Origin of the sequence: Actinosynnema sp. NPDC020468 (assembly GCF_040642015.1) — a bacterium.
Lineage (GTDB): Bacteria > Actinomycetota > Actinomycetes > Mycobacteriales > Pseudonocardiaceae > Actinosynnema.
Map to the genome: position 1 here is coordinate 1 of NZ_JBFAEO010000063.1, position 19,968 is coordinate 19,968.

Annotated in this window: 18 protein-coding genes; 14 read left to right on the plus strand and 4 right to left on the minus strand. The window is 72.0% G+C overall.

The genetic code is table 11. From position 1 onward, the window contains the following. Positions 1–114 precede the first annotated feature (114 nt). The 3 genes from AB0G50_RS31915 to AB0G50_RS31925 all read left to right on the plus strand — a co-directional run bounded on the left by AB0G50_RS31915 (position 115) and on the right by AB0G50_RS31925 (position 3,175). Positions 115–1,056: an alpha/beta hydrolase gene (locus AB0G50_RS31915; RefSeq protein ID WP_360116278.1), complete on the plus strand. Its 942-nt coding sequence runs from the start codon at positions 115–117 to the stop codon at positions 1,054–1,056. Then, entirely contained in the window at positions 1,056–2,024 is a 969-nt protein-coding gene (locus AB0G50_RS31920; RefSeq protein WP_360116281.1) for an aldo/keto reductase, read from the plus strand. Before AB0G50_RS31915 ends, AB0G50_RS31920 begins: the two co-directional genes overlap by 1 nt. A gap of 95 nt (positions 2,025–2,119) precedes the next feature. Then, a complete protein-coding gene (locus tag AB0G50_RS31925; protein WP_360116284.1) occupies positions 2,120–3,175 on the plus strand; it encodes a helix-turn-helix transcriptional regulator in 1,056 nt (351 codons plus the stop codon). A 276-nt stretch (positions 3,176–3,451) separates the two neighbouring features. On the opposite strand, the gene AB0G50_RS31930 is transcribed toward AB0G50_RS31925, so the two are convergent. Continuing rightward, positions 3,452–3,994, minus strand: a complete 543-nt coding sequence (locus tag AB0G50_RS31930) for a LuxR C-terminal-related transcriptional regulator (RefSeq protein ID WP_360116287.1) — start codon at positions 3,992–3,994, stop codon at positions 3,452–3,454. 371 nt (positions 3,995–4,365) lie between these two features. On the opposite strand from AB0G50_RS31930, the gene AB0G50_RS31935 reads away from it, so the two are divergent. Both AB0G50_RS31935 and AB0G50_RS31940 read left to right on the plus strand, forming a co-directional pair. Beyond that, positions 4,366–5,004, plus strand: a complete 639-nt coding sequence (locus AB0G50_RS31935; protein WP_360116290.1) for a hypothetical protein — start codon at positions 4,366–4,368, stop codon at positions 5,002–5,004. 84 nt (positions 5,005–5,088) lie between these two features. After that, the gene (locus AB0G50_RS31940; protein WP_360116293.1) at positions 5,089–5,661 is read left to right on the plus strand and encodes a hypothetical protein; all 573 of its coding nucleotides are present in this window, start codon (positions 5,089–5,091) and stop codon (positions 5,659–5,661) included. A gap of 24 nt (positions 5,662–5,685) precedes the next feature. Here AB0G50_RS31940 and AB0G50_RS31945 read toward each other — a convergent pair whose 3' ends face one another. From AB0G50_RS31945 to AB0G50_RS31955, 3 genes are all read right to left on the minus strand, one after another. Further along, positions 5,686–8,727 carry an NACHT domain-containing protein gene (locus AB0G50_RS31945; protein WP_360116296.1) on the minus strand — a complete coding sequence of 1,014 codons (3,042 nt, stop codon included), beginning with the start codon at positions 8,725–8,727 and terminating at the stop codon, positions 5,686–5,688. 81 nt (positions 8,728–8,808) lie between these two features. Then, complete coding sequence (locus AB0G50_RS31950; RefSeq protein WP_360116299.1) at positions 8,809–10,242, minus strand: aldehyde dehydrogenase family protein; 1,434 nt, start codon at positions 10,240–10,242, stop codon at positions 8,809–8,811. Between the two features lie 88 nt (positions 10,243–10,330). Continuing rightward, entirely contained in the window at positions 10,331–11,314 is a 984-nt protein-coding gene (locus AB0G50_RS31955; RefSeq protein ID WP_360116302.1) for a helix-turn-helix domain-containing protein, read from the minus strand. Positions 11,315–11,567: 253 nt separating this feature from the next. Here AB0G50_RS31955 and hpaD point away from each other — a divergent pair, with 253 nt between their 5' ends. From hpaD to AB0G50_RS32000, 9 genes are all read left to right on the plus strand, one after another. Continuing rightward, the gene (hpaD, locus tag AB0G50_RS31960; protein ID WP_360116305.1) at positions 11,568–12,434 is read left to right on the plus strand and encodes a 3,4-dihydroxyphenylacetate 2,3-dioxygenase; all 867 of its coding nucleotides are present in this window, start codon (positions 11,568–11,570) and stop codon (positions 12,432–12,434) included. Then, positions 12,431–13,828 carry a fumarylacetoacetate hydrolase family protein gene (locus AB0G50_RS31965; RefSeq protein WP_360116308.1) on the plus strand — a complete coding sequence of 466 codons (1,398 nt, stop codon included), beginning with the start codon at positions 12,431–12,433 and terminating at the stop codon, positions 13,826–13,828. Before hpaD ends, AB0G50_RS31965 begins: the two co-directional genes overlap by 4 nt. Next, entirely contained in the window at positions 13,825–14,499 is a 675-nt protein-coding gene (locus AB0G50_RS31970) for a GntR family transcriptional regulator (RefSeq protein WP_360116310.1), read from the plus strand. The genes AB0G50_RS31965 and AB0G50_RS31970 overlap by 4 nt, the downstream gene beginning before the upstream one ends. Further along, complete coding sequence (gene dapA, locus AB0G50_RS31975) at positions 14,496–15,422, plus strand: 4-hydroxy-tetrahydrodipicolinate synthase (protein ID WP_360116313.1); 927 nt, start codon at positions 14,496–14,498, stop codon at positions 15,420–15,422. Before AB0G50_RS31970 ends, dapA begins: the two co-directional genes overlap by 4 nt. A gap of 17 nt (positions 15,423–15,439) precedes the next feature. Then, entirely contained in the window at positions 15,440–16,912 is a 1,473-nt protein-coding gene (gene hpaE / locus AB0G50_RS31980; protein ID WP_360116316.1) for a 5-carboxymethyl-2-hydroxymuconate semialdehyde dehydrogenase, read from the plus strand. Between the two features lie 482 nt (positions 16,913–17,394). Then, on the plus strand, positions 17,395–17,979 hold the full coding sequence (locus tag AB0G50_RS31985; RefSeq protein ID WP_360116319.1) for an SDR family oxidoreductase: 585 nt from the start codon (positions 17,395–17,397) through the stop codon (positions 17,977–17,979). Next, positions 17,976–18,764 (plus strand): SDR family oxidoreductase, encoded by a 789-nt coding sequence (locus tag AB0G50_RS31990; RefSeq protein WP_360116322.1) that lies wholly within the window; start codon positions 17,976–17,978, stop codon positions 18,762–18,764. The genes AB0G50_RS31985 and AB0G50_RS31990 overlap by 4 nt, the downstream gene beginning before the upstream one ends. Before the next feature lie 10 nt (positions 18,765–18,774). Beyond that, positions 18,775–19,551 carry a molybdenum cofactor biosynthesis F family protein gene (locus AB0G50_RS31995; protein ID WP_360116324.1) on the plus strand — a complete coding sequence of 259 codons (777 nt, stop codon included), beginning with the start codon at positions 18,775–18,777 and terminating at the stop codon, positions 19,549–19,551. 10 nt (positions 19,552–19,561) lie between these two features. Next, positions 19,562–19,951: a nuclear transport factor 2 family protein gene (locus AB0G50_RS32000; protein ID WP_360116327.1), complete on the plus strand. Its 390-nt coding sequence runs from the start codon at positions 19,562–19,564 to the stop codon at positions 19,949–19,951. The last annotated feature ends 17 nt before the right edge of the window (positions 19,952–19,968 follow it).

A 19,968-nucleotide genomic window follows, 5' to 3' on the forward strand; every position in this document is an offset into this window, starting at 1 on the left:
GGGTGCGCGACCGGTCGGGCCGACTCCCGTCCCGGCCCGGTGAGCACGGCGCCCACCGGGCCGACGCACGACCCACCTCCGCCGGTCGGCGGACCGGACACGAAAGGACTTCGGATGCCGCTGCACCCCGAGGCCGAGGCGGTGATCAAGGCGACCGACGCGGCCGGCGGGCTCATCCCGCTGGACGAGGGGCTCACGCCGGCCGGGATCCGGGCGAGGTTCGCCGCGTCCTGGCGGCCGTCGCCGGACGCCCGCGCGCTCGCGTCGGTCGTGGACCGGACCATCCCGGGCCCGGCGGGCGCACTGCCCGTCCGGGTGTACACGCCCGCGGGCGACGGCCCGTTCCCGGTCGTCGTCTGGTACCACGGCGGTGGCTGGGTCCTCGGCTCGCTGGACGAGAACGACTCGACCTGCCGCGTGCTGGCCGACGAGGTCGGCGCGGTCGTCGTGTCGGTGGACTACCGGCTCGCGCCCGAGCACCGCTTCCCCGCCGCGGCCGACGACGCGTACGCGGCCCTGGAGTGGGTCGCGGCGCACGGCGGCGAACTGGGCGTGGACGGCCGGATCGCGGTCGCGGGCGAGAGCGCGGGCGCGAACCTGGCCGCCGTGGTGGCGCTCAAGTCCCGCGACCTCGGCGGGCCGGCGATCCGGCACCAGCTGCTCGCCTCGCCGGTGCTGGCGCCGCCGGGCGACCGACCGTCCTACGTGGACTTCGCCACCGGCCACTTCCTCACCCGTGAGAGCATGGAGTGGTTCTTCGAGCAGTACCCCCGGTCGGCGCGCGACCTCGCCGACCCCTACCTGTCGCCGATCGCGGCCGACGACCTCTCGGGCGTCGCACCCGCCTCGGTGATGACCGCGGAATTCGACCCTCTGCGCGACGAGGGCGAGGACTACGCCCACCGGCTGCTCGACGCGGGCGTGCCGGTGCGACTGATCCGCTACGAGGGTCAGATCCACGGGTTCTTCGCCCTGCTGGCCGACCGGCTCTCCGTGTCCGCAGAAGCACACGCCACTGCCGCGTCCGCGTTGCGCGCGGCTTTCAAGGAGGCATGATGACAATCCCGAAGCGCCGGATCGGCGTCGACGGTCCCGAGGTCGGCGTGCTGGCCCTGGGCTCGTGGCACATCTACGACCGGATGTCGTTCCACGACGCGGTGGCCATGGTCCGGCACGCCGTCGACCAGGGCATCGACCTGTTCGACGTGGGTTACTACGCCGGGTTCAGCATCGACGGCAAGTCGGTGCCCGAGTCCTACACCGACGTGCTGTTCGGTCGGATCGTCCAGGCCGCGGGCGTGGCCCGGGAGGACTACAAGCTGTCGGTGAAGCTGTGGGTGAACGGCTTCCCCCAGCAGTCGATGGGCGACCAGCTCGACCGGCTGCTGTTCCGGGTCGGCACGGACCGCGCGGACTACGCCGTGCTGGGCGACCTGTTCGGCACCGAGCCGGACCTCGAGCTGCTCACCAAGCAGCTCGGCGAACTGGTCGCCGACGGCAGGCTCGGCGCGTGGGGCGTCAACAACTGGTCCGTCGACCACATCCGGGCGCTGCACGAGGCGGCCCGCGCGCAGGGCGTGCCGGGTCCGTCGATGGCGCAGCTGAAGTACAGCGTCGTGCGTCGGTCCATTCCGGACGGCGCGCCGTTCCGGTCGCTGGTCGACGAACTGGGCATCACCATCCAGGCGTCCGACGTGCTGGAGGGCGGCATCCTCGCGGGCAACTACACGCCCGAGCGGATGATCGGCCGCGACCCGGGCGGCATCCGGGACCAGATCGCCGACGCGGGCCGGCAGCTCGCGGTGATCGCGAAGGACTTCGACGCTACCGCGGCGCAGCTGGCCATCGCGTTCTGCCTGGCCGACCCGGTGGTGTCGACGGTGCTGTTCGGCACCAGCAGGCTGACCCAGCTCGAGCAGAACCTCAAGGCGGTCGAGTTGGCGCAGTCGCGCGGCTTCGAGGTGCGCCGCGCGGTGGACCACCTGTGGCTGGACCGCGACGTGGTGGATCCGACCGGTCACTGACAGTTTGGTGCGCAGAGCACCCGGCTTGACCCGCAGCGCACTGTGACGTGCGCTGCGGGTCCCGCCTATTGTCCGGCTCACCCGGTGGTCGTAAGTTGTCGATCTACCCCCACCAGGAGGCCCGGTCGATGGACACCACCCGCGTGGCGTCGGCGGTGCGCATCGGCGCCGCCCTGGGCAGTGGCGCGCACGTGGAGTGGGAAGAGGTCTTCGCCGGGTTGCGCAGCGCGCTCCCGCAGATGTGCGCGGTCCAGATCGCGGGCTGGGACCCGGTGGCGCGCCGGTTCGTGGTGATGGCCGAGGACGGCTACAACCGCTCGATCTCCCAGGAACTGGCGCACGAACTGCCGCGCACCCGGTGGGGCGGCCAGCTGTTCGACTCCGCGCGACCGCTGTTGATGAGCGACGAGGTCGAGCACGACTTCCGCGAGTCGCCGCACTACCAGGAACGGCTCCGGCCCGCCGGGTTCGAGGACGGCCTGTCCGCGGCGCTCAAGCTCGGCCGGCGTCAGGTGGTCGGCGTGCTGCACATGAACGCGCCGGTGCGCGCCGCGTTCGACGAGGACACCCGCGATTTCGTCGAGTCCGTCGGTCAGGCGCTCGCGCGTCGGGTGGACCCGTTGCACTGCCCCAAGTTCGACGCCTGGTTCGGTCCGGAGTGGACGGCCAGTTGGCTGCTGCCGACGGTCGCGGCGGTCGCGGGCCGCACCCCGTCACCGCTGTCGGGCGACCCGAGCCTGCGCGCGCTGGCGGAGTCGTTCGCCGCCCTGGGCGTCCGCACCGTCCCGTTCCTGTGGCCGTCGCGCGACGGCTGGTACCGGGTGCGGCTGATCAGGGTGTCGGACGGCCCGCGCGGCGGCGTGGTGGCCGCGAGCACCCCGTTCGAGAACCCGGCGGGGTTGACCGCCCGCGAGCTGGACATCGCGACGGGCCTGGTGGCGGGCCTGAGCAACCAGGCGATCGCGGAGAGCCTCGTGGTCAGCAGGCGCACGGTGGAGACCTACGTCGAACGCCTGCTGGGCAAGCTCGACTGCCAGTCCCGGGGCGAGGCGGCGGGCGTGGCCGCCCGCGCGGGCTACCTCCGCCCCTCCCCCGCCGGCATGGGCGAACTCTCCCGCCTGACCAGGGGCTCCGACCCGAACTGGCTGTAGCGACCGCGCGCGCCGCGCCGGCGTCCCGAACCGACCCGATCCCGCGGTGGCGGCACCCTCCCGCCCGGAGCCACCCCGAGCCGACCGCCGGACACCCCGCGGCCACCGACCCCGCCCGACCGCGAACCCCGCCCCCACCGCGCGCGGTGGCGAACACCCCCGCCTCAGGCCGGAGCCGAGCCACCGGTCCAGGCACACCTCGATCACCCGCGCCGTGCCGCCGTCCGGAGTGGACGGCGGGACGGACCTCCCCGGCCGGGCGACGCCCGCGTGGCGTCACTCCTCGGCGACCGACCTCGACCGCTCCCGGTCGTGGCCCATGAGGCCCGACCTCCAGGCGGTCACGATCAGCTGCTCCCGGTCGCGCAGCGCGCAGCGTTGCAGGATCCGCGACACGTGGCTCTTGACCGTGCTGATCTCCACGAAGAGGTCGGCCGCGATCTCCGCGTTGGACATGCCCTCGCCGATGAGCCGGACGATCCGCCGCTGCTGCTCGGTCAACCCGGCCGGGAACTCCTGCCGGCCGGCTCTCGGCAGCGGGACGGCGTGATCCTCCGCGGCGGGTTCGCACGCCGGCTCGGCGGCCGGGTCCGCCGGGGCGTCGTCCGGCAGGGTCGTCAAAGCGCGAACCGCGTCGGCCGACTCGTCGTAGAGCTCCTCGACCAGCCGGTCCAGCATCACCCGTTCGATCCGCCAGCGCCCCAGTACGCGGAACGCGGGCAGTCGCCTGCTCGCGATCAGCTCGGCGACATGGCGGGCGGACAACCCCAGCTCCCGTTGGACCTGGATCCTCGACAGGTACTCGTGCTGGTGGTGCAACGTTCCCTCCCGGTTGTCGAATACCGGCCCCGATCCGATTCCCGACCCCGGTCCGACGGCGAATCGGGCGACCCCGCCGCGAAGGGCGTCCTGGAGTCGGAACGGCACCCTTCCCGGGATGTCCGCCGTCAGCCGGAATTCGTCCTGCGGTCGTAGTCCTCCGGATTCCTCCCCCGGCCCGTTGAAGGACGCCCGGCGCGGCGACCAGCATTGTCCGTGTCGTCACCTGCGGTTCCGAGAGCACCACAGCAGGTGACGAACGGGTGGGAGCACACGCCGTGACCCGACCCGATTCGTCCGCGACGGCGCGGAATTCGCGCCGCGCCAGAACCCGGATCCGACGCGGTCCGGGAAATCCGAAAGGCGACACCATGACCTCGTACAAGCTCAACGTGATCAACAAGTCCGAACTGGACCGGCCCATCTTCGCGCTGTTCGCGAAGCTGCCCCAGACGAGCGACTACGACTCCCTGCACACCGCCTGGTTGACCCAGCAGGTCGACACCGGCAACCGCTACTCGTTCACCTGGGACGTCGCGTGGGGTCTCGCGTGGTCGGCGCAGGGCATCGGCAAGGGCGTCCGGTGGACGGCGGGCAACGAGCTGACCGCCGATCCGAACTCGACGGCCAAGAGCGCCGCGCGACTCGACTACGACGGCGACTTCACGCTGGACTTCGTGCCCGGCACGCCGACCGGCGACACGCTGACCGTGACCGACACCGGCAAGGTGCCGCTGCGCAGCGTGAAGCCCAGCTCGATCGGCGTCACCCTCGACGGGAACGTCGCCTGCGTGACGAACGCGGGTCCGAACCTGACCCAGACGTTCACCCTGCACCCGACCTACTTCATCGACGCGGGCAACTACGTGCAGGGCCAGATGGTCGACGGCTCCAGCGCCACCACCTACCAGGAGCTCGAGTTCGCCGGCGGCGTCACCGAGCTGACCGTGACCCTCAACCCGGACAACACCTGGACGTTCGGGTCCGTCGACGCGCCGAAGGCCGCCTGACCACACCACGGGACCCGGCCGCCGCCGGCCCCCGACCGGCGGCGGCCGGCCCTTGAGTCCACTGAGGAAGGAAGGAACGACACCATGGCCTGGATCCTGTGGGACACCGGCACGACCATCGACCGGGATGTCGACGTCCGGTCGCCCGACGGCGGCGGCGTCCGGTGGTTCCGGCGACTGGACCACACCGACGGCCGGTACCGCTACTCCCAGGACTCGACCTGGAACCGGAGCACCGACCGACTCCCGAGCGGACTCGACGAGGAGGCCCCGACCGTCCACGTGACCGACTCGGACGGCGCCCTCCGCTGCTTCGCGGCGCTCTCGGCCCTGGCCGTCGACCTCGCGGGCACGCTGGTGGCGATCGCCGTCGACGCTCCGGCCGTCGCGGAATGGGCCCGCAGGCGGGCACGGGCGACCGAGGCGGCGGTGGACTCGGCGAACGAGTCGCGGAACGAGGCCCAACGGGCGCGCAACGACATCGACCGCACCCGGCTCGTCCGGCTCGGTGTCCGGCAGCTGACGGACGCGCACAGCCACACGCTGGACGAAGTGCGGCACCGGAGCGGGCAGGTCGGGCGACACCTCGAGGTGCTGCTCGCGATCGCCGGACGTGGCCGGTCCATCGGCACGAGCCTCTACAGCGCGCTCAGGTGAGGGCGGGTGGTGGAGGGCGCGGTCTCAGCCGTCGACCCGGACGCGGGGCGGCAGCGTGCCGGCGACCGCGCCCTTCACCACCACGTCCACCTCCGCCAGCACCTCCAGCGCGGACGGGTCGAAGTCGGCCGCCGTCACGTCCAGCCGCACGCTCTCCAGGTTCGGCAGGCCGGCCAGCTCCTCGGCCTCCGCCGGGGTCAGGCCGCCGAGCACCGACACGGTCCGCAGCGCCGGGAACCGGGACACGCCCTCGACCGAGTTCGACCGCGACTTGAGCGACAGGTGCTCCAGCGGCAGCGACGCGGGCAGCGTGTGCAGGCCGTGCGCCAGGTCCGGGTGCTTCACGGTCAGGCTGGTCAGGTGCGCGCCGTCCAACGTGGCGAGCTTCGCGACCGGGCCGCCCGGGAACGGGACGCCGACCAGGTTCAGCGTGGTCACCGGCAGCCTGGCCAGCGCGGACAGGTCCTCCAGGGCGCTGAACACCGACAGCACCACCGTGCGCAGGCTCTCGGTGCCGAGCAGCCCGTCGAGCGACCGGCACACCTGGTTCGAGCGGATCTCCAGCCGGGTCAGCCGCGGCAGGTCGGCCAGCGGGCGCAGGCCGGCGCGCGGGTCGGCGAGTTGGAGGTCGCCCACCAGCACCACCCTGGTCAGCGTGCGCAGGTGCCGCAGCCCGCACAGCATGTGCCAGCGGTGCACCTCCAGCTCGCGGTCGCCGAAGTCCACCAGGCCGAGGTTCTCCGCGGCGTAGGTGTCGGAGTACTCCGTGTTGCGCCACGCCCGCAGCAGCTCGTTGGTGACCGCCGCGCCGTAGGCCCTGGTGAAGGGCTGGATCGAACCCCAGTCGCCGACCACGGCCAGCGTCCGGATCACGTACCGGGCGAGCTCCGCCGGGTCGGCACCGGTCAGCTCGGCCTGCTCGGCCAGCGCCACCGGGTCGGGCAGCAGTTCCGGCACGAAGGAGCCCGCCCTGGCCAGCAGCTCGGCGTCGTCGTACCCGCGCGGCGGCACGAGGTCGCGAACCGTGTCGACCACGTCCGCGCGCACCCGTTCGGGCTCGATCACGTCGACGTAGCCCAGCGAGGCGGCGGCGAGCAGCCGAAGCCGGTGGGCCTGCGCGGTCGGCAGCGACCGCCTGCGGGCGCGTTCGAGCAACCCGTGCAGCAGGTCGCCCGCCTCGTGCGCGCGGGCCTGGGCGGCGGCCATGAAGATCACCTCGTCCAGCTCCTTGGCCGCGTCGTGCGCGTTCTCCACGAGGTAGGCCAGGTCGCCGGACTTCACGAACTCGCCCGCCGCGAGGAAGTCCCGGAAGATCCGGTGGACGAACCGGATCCCGCCGTCGCCCTCGTCGTCGCGCAGCAGGCCGGTGCGCTCGACCAGGTGCCGCAGCACCTCCGGCGGGTCGAGGTCGGTCGACCGCAGGCCGGTCATCGCGCGCTCGATCCGGCGCCGGGCGGCCGCCTCGGTCACCACGTGCTCGCCGTTGCGCACCATGGGCGCGGCGAACCGCTCCAGCAGCACGACCTTCTCGTTGCCGGTCATCCGCAGCGCGGCGTCGACCGGCACGCCCCGGCGCACGTCCCACTCGCCGAGCAGCAGTTCCAGCGCCCGGCCGAGCAGGTCCTTGCGGCTGTGCGGCAGGTACATGTTCTCCCGCCGGTACAGCGCGCACAGCAGTGAGCACAGCAGCGGGCTCGACACCAGCTTCAGCACGTCGGGTCGGTTCTGCAACGCGTCCTTGAGCTTGTGCTCGCACCGCCGCAGCCAGTCGTGCGCGGACTCGGGCTCGTTCTGCCGCACCGCGCCGAACCAGTTGCCCACCAGGTCCTGCACGCCCGGCCCGCTCAACGGCATCAGCTCGAACCGGGCCAACCCCGGCTCGCCGTCCTCGGTCGGCGCGAGCCACGTCTCGTCCACCGCCGACGGCCGGGTGGTCACCACGTACCAGGCGTCCGGGTAGTTGCGCACCAGGCCCTCGAGCCAGGTGCGGGCCCGGTCGCGACCCTCGCGGAGCAGTTCGTCCACGCCGTCCACGAGCAGCAGCGCGCGGCCCTCGGCGAGCAGGCCGGTCACCCAGCGCTCGGGCTTCTCACCCGCCAGTGCGGGCGCGGTCGCCTGGACGAGGTCCTCGGCCAGCGGCAGGTCGCGGTCCGCGTACTGGCGCAGCGGCACGAAGAACGGCACCACGTCGCGCCACGCGCTGTCCGGGTCGGGCTGCCTGCCCGCCTGCGCAGTCACGTGTGCGAGCCAGTGCAGGAACGTCGTCTTGCCCGCGCCGGCGCGGCCGAACAGCAGCACCCGGCGCGCGGCCGTCACGGTGTGCGCGCCGTTCACGCCCTGACCGGTCAGCTCCACGTCCGAGCGGCGCTGCCAGCGGTCGATGGACGGCGGCGAGTAGAACGTGCCGAAGTCGTGCTTGGCGGGCCCGCCGATCTGGCCGCCCGCCTGGAACAGCTCGAACCGGGCGAACGCCCGGGACACCTCGGCCAGGTAGCGGCGCTCGAAGCGGGACCGCTCGTCCCGGTCCCGGCGCACCGGCGCCTCGGCCAGGTCGGTGACCGACAGCTTGAGCCCGTGCAGCCCGTCCAGCGACCGCCGCAGCCCGTCGGCCAGGTCGACCCCGCCGCGCGCCACCGCCGACCGCCAGATGCTGTCCACCTGGCGCGCCTGCTGCGCGATCTGCTCGCACGTCTCGTGCAGCAGCCGCCGGTAGGCCTGGCCGGCGGCTTCGCCGAGCCCCGCGTCCGGCGCCGGGCGCAACCGGGCGCGCAACGTCGCGGCGTCCACCACGACCTGGGGTTCCAGCTGGGCCACCCGCCCGATCGACGCGGCCAGCAGGGTCGTCGCGACCTCGCCGACGACCGCCTCCCAGTCCGCGTCGGTCAACGCCGGGAACTCGGCCGCGCGCAACTCCGCGAGGTCCGCGGCCGCGGCCGCCACCTGCCGCTCGACCGAGCCGAGCCGCTGCCCGCGCCGCGACAGCGCGCCGTCCACGAGCTTGCCCAACGCCCACTGGTGCAGTGCGGAGAAGGTCGCACCCAGCACCGTCGTCAACGGATCGATCACGGCCCCCCTGCCGACGCCACCGGTACTCCGGACCAAGGTAGCGAAAACAGGGGGGCCGCGACACGCACGGTGACTCCGAGGTCAGCCCTTCGGGCCGTGGTGGATCCAGGTGCCCTTCACCTCGGTGTACGCCTCCAGGGCGTACGGGCCCATCTCGCGGCCGTAGCCGCTGGACCGGAAGCCGCCCCACGGCGCGGCCGCGTCGGGGATGCACGGCATGTTCACGAACACCGCGCCGGACCGGATGCCGTCGGCGAGCCGGTGGGCGCTGCGCACGTCCTCGCTCCACACGGAGGCGCCGAGGCCGTACGGCGAGTCGTTCACCCGGAAGAGGAGCTCGTCCTCGTTGTCGTAGTCGAGCACCGCGAGGACCGGGCCGAAGACCTCCTCGCGGGCGATCTCCATGTCGTCCTTGACGTCGCAGAAGACCGTCGGGCGGTAGAAGTTGCCCGGACCGTCCACGGCCGAGCCGCCGGCCAGCAGCGACGCGCCCGCGTCGACCGCGCCGCGCACGAAGCCGTCCACCCGGTCGCGGTGCTCGGAGGTCACCAGCGGGCCGAGGTCGGTCGTGTCCTCGACGCCCGGGCCGAGCTTGAGCGCGGACACGGCCTTGGCGAGCTTCGTGGCGAACTCGTCGCGGCGCTGCGAGTCGACGTAGACCCGCGCGTAGGCGGCGCAGACCTGGCCGGAGTTGAGCAGACCGCCCATGACGGTGCCGGCGACGGCCGCGTCGATGTCGGCCTCGCGGGCCACGATCACCGGGGTCTTGCCGCCCAGCTCGAGCGTCACCCGCTTGAGGTCGGCGACGGAGGCGGTGAGGATCGAGCGGCCGACCTCGGTCGAGCCGGTGAACGACACCTTGTCCACGCCGGGGTGCTTCACCAGCGCCGCGCCGGTTTCCGGACCGCCGGTGACCAGGTTGACCACACCGGCCGGGAACCCGGCCTCGACGCACAGCTCGACCAGCCGGACGGTGGTCAGCGAGGTCTGCTCGGCAGGCTTGAGCACGGTGGTGTTGCCGCAGGCCAGCGCGGGCGCCAGCTTCCACGCCATGATCATCAGCGGGAAGTTCCACGGCGCGATCAGCGCGCACACGCCCACCGGGACCCGGCGGTCGAACTGGAGCGTGTTCGGGAACGCGACGGAGTTGACCGCGCCGGTCAGCTTGTCGGCCCAGCCCGCGTAGTACCGGAAGTGCGCCGCCGCGCCCGCCACGGACACGTTGCGCGAGATCGGCAGCGGCTGGCCCTGGTCGCGGGTCTCCAGCAGCGCCAGTTCCTCGGCGTTGGCCTCGATCAGGTCCGCGAGCTTCCACAGCAGCGCGCCGCGGGCGGATCCGGGTGTCGCGGACCACGACGCGAACGCGCCGCGCGCGGCGGACACCGCGGCGTCCACGTCCGCGACCGAAGCCGACGCGCACACGGCCAACGACGTGCCGTCCGCGGGGTCGTAGCTGGTGAACTCCTCGTCAGCGCGGACCCACCGGCCGTCGATGTAAAGACCTGTCGAGCGCATGTCGGCTCCCCTCCACTGGCAGAACGAGAGCAAGTGTCGGATGCCGGGGTGTCGCGAGGATTGAATCCGCGCGCACACCCGTTGACGCTCAGTGCGCCCGTGGCTCCAGGCTCGCCCGGCTCTCGAAGCTGCGCATGCGGTACTCGGAGGGCGACAGCCCGTACTCGGTCTTGAACGCCCGGCTCAGGTAGGAGGCGTCGACCAGACCCCAGCGGGCGCCGATGACGCCGATGGCCAACTGGTGCTTGGCCGGGTCGGCGAGGTCCTGGCCGCAGCGCTCCAGCCGCCGGTGCCGGATCCACGCGGACACCGTGGTCCCCGCCTCGCTGAACAGCTTGTGCAGGTACCGGGTGGAGATGTGGTGCGCCGCCGCGATGTCGCCCGGGGACAGCTCCGGGTCCTCCAGGTGCGTCTCCACATAGGACTTGATCTTCACCAGCATCGCCGCGCGGGTGCTCTCGGCCGGCACGTCGGCGTAGTCCACCTGGTCGGCGAGCGCGGTGCCGAGCAGGTCGACCACGTTGCGCGCCAGCCGGACGCTGCCGTGCACCTGGGGGTCGTCCATGTTGCGCGCCAGCTGCACGAGCGTGGTGGACACGATGCCGGAGACGCCCTGGCCGCCGACGAACCGGATCGCGGTCAGCTTCTCCACCTGGTTGCCCGGCAGGCACAGCATCGCGCGCGGGAACATCAGCACCAAAGTGGACGACACGTCGTCGAACGCGAGCGAGTACGGACGCGTGGTGTCGTAGATGGCGAAGTCGCCGGGGCGCAGCGCGGCCTGCCTGCCGTCTTGGCTGAGCTTCGCGGTGCCGTGCAGCTGGAGCGACAGCTTGTAGTAGTCGGGAGTGGACTTGGCGATGGCGCGGTTGGTCCGTCGCACGGTGTGCGCGTCCGCGGACGCCTCGTACACCGCGACGCTGCCCAGGTTCTGCCCGCGCAGCCGACCCCGGAACGCGGATCGCTCGCCGGCCGTCGCCTCCAGGGGCACGAACGTCTGCGACACCGCGGATTCCCACAGGTCGAACTGCTGGGCCGCGGGAACTCCCGCGGTGGTCAGCGCGTAGGACATCGCCGTCCTCCTATCCTGCACCCGACGTGACACTGGGTGACTGGCAGCGTTTCCCGCGAACGGGTGAAGAGTCAAGGGTTGTTGCCAACCCGTGAGTGTGCGGGCACTCGGTGCACTCCGGGACAACCGCCGTGCGTCTCAGGTCAACGGTACTCCGCCCCCGCTTTGTTAAACCTGTGATGCCGACCGCGAAGACGCGTCGGTGCTCGGATCGTATGCGATCCGCTACACGATCCCCTATGTGGAGGTGACCATGGGTGAGGTAGTGCTGGCCGCGAAGATCACGCACGTGCCGTCGATCTGGCTGTCCATCCAGGAGGGCAAGCACCACGGCATCCGCAAGCCCGCCGAGCTCGGCCTGGCCGAGATCGGTCGTCGGGCGCGTGCCCTCGGCGCCGACACCTTCGTGGTAGCGGACTCGCACTGGATGAACAGCATGGGCTTCCACCTGAACGGGAAGGCCAGGCACCACGGCAGCTACGCGTCCCACGAGCTGCCGCACTTCATCGCGGACCTCGAGTACGACTACCCCGGCGACCCGGAACTCGCGCAGCTGATCGGCGAGGAGATCCAGGCCGGCGGCCAGAAGGCCATGGTGCACGACGTCCGCGACCTCGGTCTCGAGTACGCGACGCTGGTGCCGATGCACTTCATGAACCGCGACGTGGAGAAGCCGCTGCGGATCGTCCCGATCGGGTGCAACATCTACTCGACGATCGACGAGAACCGCCGGGTCGGCGAGGCCATCGCCCGCGCCGCGCTGCGCTCCGACCGCAAGATCGCGTTCCTGGCGAGCGGGTCCCTGTCCCACCAGTTCCCGCCGAACGAGATCTCCTCGAACTACCTGAACACCATCAGCAACCCGTACAACGAGCAGACCGACCGCATGGTCCTCGACCAGTGGCGCGAGGGCCGCATCGCGGAGTTCCTGGCCGCGCTGCCCGCGTACAACCAGCGCTGCACCGGCGAGGCCGCGATGGCCGACACCGGGATGCTGTTCGGCATCCTCGGCTGGGACTCCTACGACGGTCACGGCGAGCAGTTGTGCGACTACTTCCCGTCCAGCGGCACCGGACAGGTCATCGTCGATTTCCCCGTTCCCGATCGGTTGCACTCATGAGCCACCCCCTCGGCCTCCGGCCGACGAAGATCATCGCGGTCCACCTCAACTTCCGCAGCCGCGCCGCCGAGCGCGGGCGGTTCCCCGAGGAGCCGTCCTACTTCCTCAAGCCGCCGTCGTCGCTCACCTGGTCGGACACCGAGTTGGTCCGGCCGCAGGGCACCGAGCTGTCGGCGTTCGAGGGCGAGATCGCGGTGATCATCGGCCGCTTCGCCAAGAACGTCTCCCGCGCGGACGCCCACGAGTACATCGCGGCCATCGCGCCGGCGAACGACTTCGGCGTGCACGACCTGCGCTACGCCGACCGCGGGTCCAACCTGCGCAGCAAGGGCGCGGACGGGTACACCCCGGTGGGTCGGGCCATCGACCCCGCCGAGGTGGACCTGGGCGACCTGCGGCTGCGCACGTGGGTCAACGGCGAGGTCGTGCAGGACGACAACACCTCCGACCTGCTGTTCGACTTCGCCTACCTGATCGCGGACCTGTCGCGGACGATCACGCTGGAGCCGGGCGACATCATCCTCACCGGCACCCCCACGGGCGCGACCACCTGCGAGCCGGGTGACGTGATCGAGGTCGGTATCAACGACTTCGAGCGCCTGCGCAACGTGATCGTGGAGGCCGACGAGGAGCTGCCCAAGCCCGGCGCGCGGCCGAAGGTCACCGCGGCGGACAAGTCGGCGGCGGTCGGCGGCGAGGTGCCGGCGATCAAGCCGGAGACCGAGAAGCTGCTCCAGCAGGTCTGCACCGCCACGATCTACAGCCAGCTGCGCAAGCGCGGCATCCACCACACCTTCTTCACCGGTCTCAAGCCGTTCCGGCCGGACCTGAAGATGGTCGGCGTCGCGCACACGCTGCGCTTCCTGCCGCTGCGCGAGGACCAGTTCACCGAGCGCGGCAACGGCATGAACGCGCAGAAGCGCGCCGTCGAGTCGATCGGGCCGGGCCAGATCCTGGTCATCGACGCCCGCGACGACCACGAGGCGGGCACGCTCGGCGACATCCTGGCGGCGCGGCTGATCAAGCGCGGCGCGGCCGGCGTGGTGTCGGACGGCTGCTTCCGGGACAGCCCGGCGTTCTCCGAGATCGAGCTCCCGTCCTACGCGGCGGGCGCGCACGCGGCCGTCCTCGGGCGCAAGCACGTGCCCTGGGAGGTCGGCGTCGACGTCGCGTGCGCCGGCGTCCTGGTCCGACCGGGCGACATCCTGGTGGGTGACGGCGAGGGCGTGATCCTGATCCCGCCGTCGATCGTGGACGAGGTCGCCCGCGACTCGGCCCAGCAGGAGCACGAGGAGAAGTTCATCCTCGAGCGCGTCGAGGCGGGCGAGTCGATCGACGGCCTGTACCCGCTGGGCAAGGCCAAGCGCGCCGAGTACGAGGACTGGGCCACGTGACCGCGGCCCCGGTCCGGTCCAAGACCCAGTACGCGTACGACACGCTGAAGGAACGGATCGTCGAGGGCCGCTACGGCCCCGGCGCCCGCCTGGTGTTCGACCGCATCGCCCGCGAGCTCGGGGTCAGCCCGGTCCCGGTCCGCGAGGCGGTGCGGCGGCTCCAGGCCGAGGGCTGGGTGGTGTTCGAGCCGAACGTCGGCGCGCAGGTGGCCGACTTCGCGCACGACGACTACCGGCACTGCATGGAGGCGCTCGCCCTGCTGGAAGGTCACGCGGTCGCCACGGCCGTGATCACCGACCAGGTGCTGAACCGGGCCGAGCACCTCAACGCGCTGATGCGGGAAAGCCTGGAGCGGTTCGACCCGCTCGGGTTCACCCGCCTCAACCGCGAGTTCCACCTGCTGCTGTGCGGTGCGTGCCCCAACCCGCGGCTGCGTGAACTGATCACCATCGAGTGGTCGCGGCTGGACTTCACCCGTCGCACCACGTTCAGCATCGTGCCCGGTCGCGCGGAAGAGTCCGTGGCCGAACACTCGGAGCTGCTCCGGCTGCTCCGGGCCGGCGCGCCCGCCGAGGTCGTGGAGCGGCACGCCCGCGACCACAAGCTCAACACCCTCCGAGCCGTGGATTCGAAGTCCGTGGCCCCGCTCCCAGGGGAGTTCCCGTCATGAAGTTCCGTTCCGACCCGACGACCATCCGCGGCTCGATCGCGCCCGTGGTCACCCCGTTCACCGCCACCGGCGAACTGGACACCGAGAGCCTGCGCGCGCTGGTGCGCTGGCAGAAGGAGTCCGGCTCGCACGGCGTCTCCATCGGCGGCTCCACCGGCGAGCCCAGCGCGCAGTCGGTCGAAGAGCGCATCACCGCGATGAAGGTCGTGGCCGAGGAGCTGAACGACGAGATCCCGTTCCTGCCGGGCACCGGCGCGGCGACGCTGGAGCACACGTTCGAGCTGACCGAGGCCGCGAGCAAGCTCGGCGCCGACCTCGCGCTGGTCATCACGCCGTACTACAGCCGGCCGACCCAGGAGGGTCTGATCGCCTGGTACGGCGCGGTCGCGCGGGAGTTCCCCGACCTGCCGATCGTGATCTACAACGTGCCCTCGCGCACCGCCGTGGACATCGCGCCGAGCACCGTCGCCAAGCTCCGCCGTGCGCACGACAACATCGTGGGCATCAAGGAGACCACCAAGGACTTCGAGCACTTCTCGCACGTGCTGCACCAGTGCGGCCGTGACTTCCTGATGTGGTCCGGCATCGAGCTGCTGTGCCTGCCGCTGCTGGCGATCGGCGGCCGCGGCTTCGTCAGCGCGCTGGCCAACATCGCGCCGGCCGCCGTCGCGAAGATGTACGAGCTCTACGTCGCGGGCGACCACGAGGCCGCCATCGACCTGCACTACCGCCTGCACCCGCTGGTCGACCTGCTCTTCGTGGAGACCAACCCGGCGCCGGCCAAGCACGTCCTCGCCGACCTCGGCCGCATCTCCAGCGGCTACGTCCGCCCGCCGCTGATCGAGCCGACCCCGGCCGGTCTCGAGCGCATCAACGCCCTCCGTGCCCAGGCCGAAGACCTGCTGATCCCGGCTTCGGCCTGAACCACCCAGGAGTCACCATGAGCATCCCCACGGAACTGCTGCACCACATCGACGGCAAGGACGTGCCCTCCGTCGACGGCGCGACCTTCGGCGTTGCCGACCCGGTCACCAACGTCGAGTACGGCCGCGTGGCCGCCGGCGGCCCGGCCGACATCGACCTGGCCGTCGCCGCCGCCACGCGCGCGTTCAACGAGGGCCCGTGGCCCAGGCTGTCGCACCGCGAGCGGGCCAACGTGCTCGTCCGCATCGCCGACGCCATCGAGGCGCGCTCGGACCGGCTGGCCGAGCTGGAGACGTTCGACACCGGTCTGCCGATCACCCAGGCCAAGGGCCAGGCGCACCGCGCGGCCGAGAACTTCCGCTACTTCGCGGACGTGATCGTGGCCCAGCACGAGGACGCCTACCTCGTGGGCGACAAGCAGGTCAACTACGCGATCCGCCAGCCGGCCGGCGTCGCGGGCCTGATCACGCCGTGGAACACCCCGTTCATGCTGGAGACGTGGAAGCTCGCCCCGAGCCTCGCGGCCGGCTGCACGGTCGTGCTGAAGCCCGCCGAGTGGTCGCCGCTGTCGGCGAGCCTGCTGGGCGAGATCATGGCCGAGGCGGGCGTGCCGCAGGGCGTGTTCAACCTCGTGCACGGCATCGGCGAGTCGGCGGGCGCCGCGCTGGTCGAGCACCCGGGCGTGCCCCGCCTGTCCTTCACCGGCGAGAGCGGCACGGGCCAGATCATCATGCGCACCGCGGCGCAGAACCTGAAGGAGGTGTCGATGGAGCTGGGCGGCAAGTCGCCGCTGGTGGTCTTCGCCGACGCCGACTTCGACCGCGCCGTCGACGCCGCCGTGTTCGGCGTCTTCTCGCTCAACGGCGAGCGCTGCACGGCCAGCTCGCGGGTCATCGTCCAGCGGGAGATCTACCACGACTTCGTCGCCGCGCTGGCCGCCCGCGCGTCGGCGGTCCGGGTGGGCCTGCCGAGCGACCCGACCACCGAGGTCGGCGCGCTGATCCACCCCGAGCACTACGCCCGGGTGCTGGAGTACGTCGAGATCGGCAAGTCCGAGGCCCGCCTCGTCGCCGGCGGCAGCCGTCCGGACCACCTGACCGAGGGCAACTTCCTCTCCCCCACCGTGTTCGCCGACGTGTCGCCGGACGCGCGGGTGTTCCAGGAGGAGATCTTCGGCCCGGTCGTCTGCGTGACGCCGTTCGAGACCGAGGAGGAGGGCGTCGCCCTCGCCAACGCCACCAAGTACGGCCTGGCGGCCTACGTGTGGACCGGCAACCTCCAGCGCGGCCACCGCGTGGCGCGGGCCATCCAGTCGGGCATGGTGTGGATCAACTCGCACAACGTGCGCGACCTCCGCACCCCGTTCGGCGGCATCAAGGCCAGCGGCGTCGGCCGTGAGGGCGGTGCGCACAGCATCGACTTCTACAGCGACCTGCGCGCCATCCACACCGCCGTCGGCGACCTGAAGCCCCCGCGCTTCGGAGCCTGACCGCGACCGTGTTCCGGCACGCGCGACCAGTGGTGCGCGTGCCGGAACACCGGCGGTGTCGGCGGTGTCCGGCGGCAGAGCCTCGGTTCACGCCCGGGAACGTCACGGGCGCGACCGGACATCGGACGGCGGAGCTTTCAGCCCTCCAGCCCGGGAAACGTCACGGGCACGGCGCCACCGGACAGCGGGCGGCAGAGCTTCGGCCCTCCGGCCCGGGAAACGTCACGAGCGCCGCGCGACCGGACGTCCGCGCGGCGGTCCACGCGTGCCGGAACCCCGGTGGCGGCGCGAGCGGACCGCGGTGGCGGAACTCCGCCCCGTCGGCGGGGTTGACGAACGAATCGGGCGGGTCGGCCCGCCTCCGGACGCGTTTCGCGGCCCGGTGGCGGAGTTGCCCGACGGCGTACAGCGGTTGACCGCGGGCGCACCCTTGGCCGCGCAACTCTCGGCTCGGGGCGCGCCCGCGATCTACCGTCCGCCGCATGGCTTTCGACGGCAAGGTCGCGCTGGTCACCTGGGCGGGTGCCGGTGTCGGCGCGGCGGTGGCACGACGGCTCGACGCCGGCGGCGCCCGGGTCGCCGTGCTGGACGACGACTCCACCGCGGTGGAGCTGGTCGGCGGAGACCTGAGGTGCGGCATGGCGGTGCGCGCGGACGCGAGTGACCCGGCCCAGCTGGACCACGGGGTGGATGCCGTCGTCGAGCACTACGGACGGTTGGACGTGCTGGTCACCGCGACGCCGTGGGGACCGTGTCCGACCGGGTCGGTGTTCGAAGTGGACGACCAGGGGTGGCACGACTCCCTCGGGTCCCGCTTGGACTCCGTGTTCTACAGCGTGCGGGCGGGGTTGCGGGTCATCCGCGGCGGAGTGATCGTCGCGGTGGCCGCGGGCTGTCCGCACCTGCCCCACCACACCGCGGCGGCCGGCATCACCGCACTGGTCGACCTGGTCGCCAAGGAGGCCGCACCGCTGGGCGTGCGGGTGCACGCCGTGCAAGCGCACTGCTCCCCCGATCCGCACGAGGTCGCCGAGACCGTCCTCGCCACCATTGGAGACAACGCATGAGGTTCACCGACCGGGTCGCCCTGATCACCGGCGCCGGCACCGGCATCGGAGCGGCCACCGCGCGCCGCGTCGTCGCCGAGGGCGGGAAGGTCGTGCTCGTGGGCCGCCGGCCCGTGCCGCTGTACGAGGTCGCCGAGCAGCTCGGTACGTCAGCCCTGGTGCTGCCGGCCGACGCCTCGGACAGCGCCGCGATGGGGGCGGTGGTCGAGCAGGCCACCGCCCACTTCGGTCGGGTCGACGTGATCGTGGCCAACGCGGGCGGGCACGGGCTCGGCGCGGCGGGCGACACCACCGACGCCGGCTGGCGCCAGGCCCTCGACGCGAACCTGACCAGCGCGTTCGTCACCATCCGGGCCGCGCTGCCCGGTCTGGTGAACGGCGGCGGCTCGGTCGTGCTGGTGTCCTCGCTCGCCGGCCTGTTCGCCGGTCCGGAGGTGCTCGGCTACACCGCCACCAAGCACGCGCTGATCGGCGTGACCCGCTCCATCGCCCGCGACTACGGCAAGCACGGCGTGCGGGCCAACGCGGTGTGCCCCGGCTGGGTGCGCACGGCGATGGCCGACGAGCAGATGGACCGGTTCGGCGAGTCCCGGGGCCTGACCCGGGAGCAGGCCTACGACCTGGTCACCGAGAACACCCCGCTGGGCAGGCCCGGCACCGCCGACGAGATCGCGAACGTGATCGCGTTCCTCGCCTCGTCGGACTCCGCCATCGTCAGCGGCGCCGTGGTGACCGCGGACGCGGGCGCCAGCGCGGTCGACCTGCCCACCATCGAACTCGCCTAGGAGGACACCGATGTCCGACGAGTGGAAGACCGTTGACGACTTCGCCAAGGGCATCGACGGCAACCGGTTGCCGGCGACGTCGAGCCTGGCCGGCGCGAAGTGGACGTTGAGGCACGACGACGGCGAGACCACCGAGCTGTCCTTCGTGGACGCGGGCTCGGTGCACTGGTCCACCGGCGACGCGCACGGCACCGACCGGTACGAGGCGGTGGAGGGCGCGCCGGGCACGCTGTTCGTGGACCGCACGTTCACCAGCCGGCCGCGGCAGGCCGAGGTGCACGTGGTGGACCTGGCGACGCGGCGGGTGCTGACCGTCGAGTCGACCATCGCCGAGGAGAACACCCCTGGTGTTCCCCAGGTGTCGCAGCGGTTCCGGCCCGGTGTGCTCGACCTCGGCGACGGTGTCGAGCCCTCGGGTGAGGCGCCGGCCGAGTCGCGTGACCTGATCGGGTTCCGGGCGCTCTACCGGTACAGCCCGAACCACCTGTACGAGCACGTGTACCTGAGCTCGACGCGGTACGCGTGGCAGTGCCTGGTCGGCGAGCAGCGCGGGCATGGCGACGTGGACCTGGCGACGGCGTGGAAGATCGCGGAGAACCGGTACGTGTTCACGTTCCGCGAGTTCCGCATCGCCGTGGCGACCACGTGGCTCTACGACCTCGACGCCCTGCGCACGACCGGCGCCTTCTTCGGCCTGTCCGGCTCGGGTGAGGTGCGCAACGCGCCGGGTGGCGCGTTCATCATCCCGCTCGGCCGGGTGTCCTACCCCGACGACCAACCCGTGTGAGGAAGCCTTCATGACCGCTTTCGACGTCGTCCGCGCCCACTACGAAGCCTCCGAGCGCGGCGACCTGGACGGCATGCTCGCCCCGATCGGCCCCGAGACCACCTGGACCGAGGCCGCCGGCGCCACCATGGGCGGCACGTACACCGGCCTGGACGAGATCAAGGAGAAGGTCTTCTTCCGCATCGGCGCGGAATGGGACGGCTTCGGCGCGACCGTCTCCGACCTGATCGACGGCGGCGACACGGTCGTGGCGCTGGGCCACTACTCGGGCACCAACAAGGCCACCGGCAAGTCCATCCACGTCCGCTTCGCGCACATCTGGCGCGTGGAGGGCGACACTGCGACCTCGTTCGAGCAGATCGCCGACACGGCCCTGCTCCGCGCCGCCGAGCCCGCCTGACGCACCACCGCTCCGAC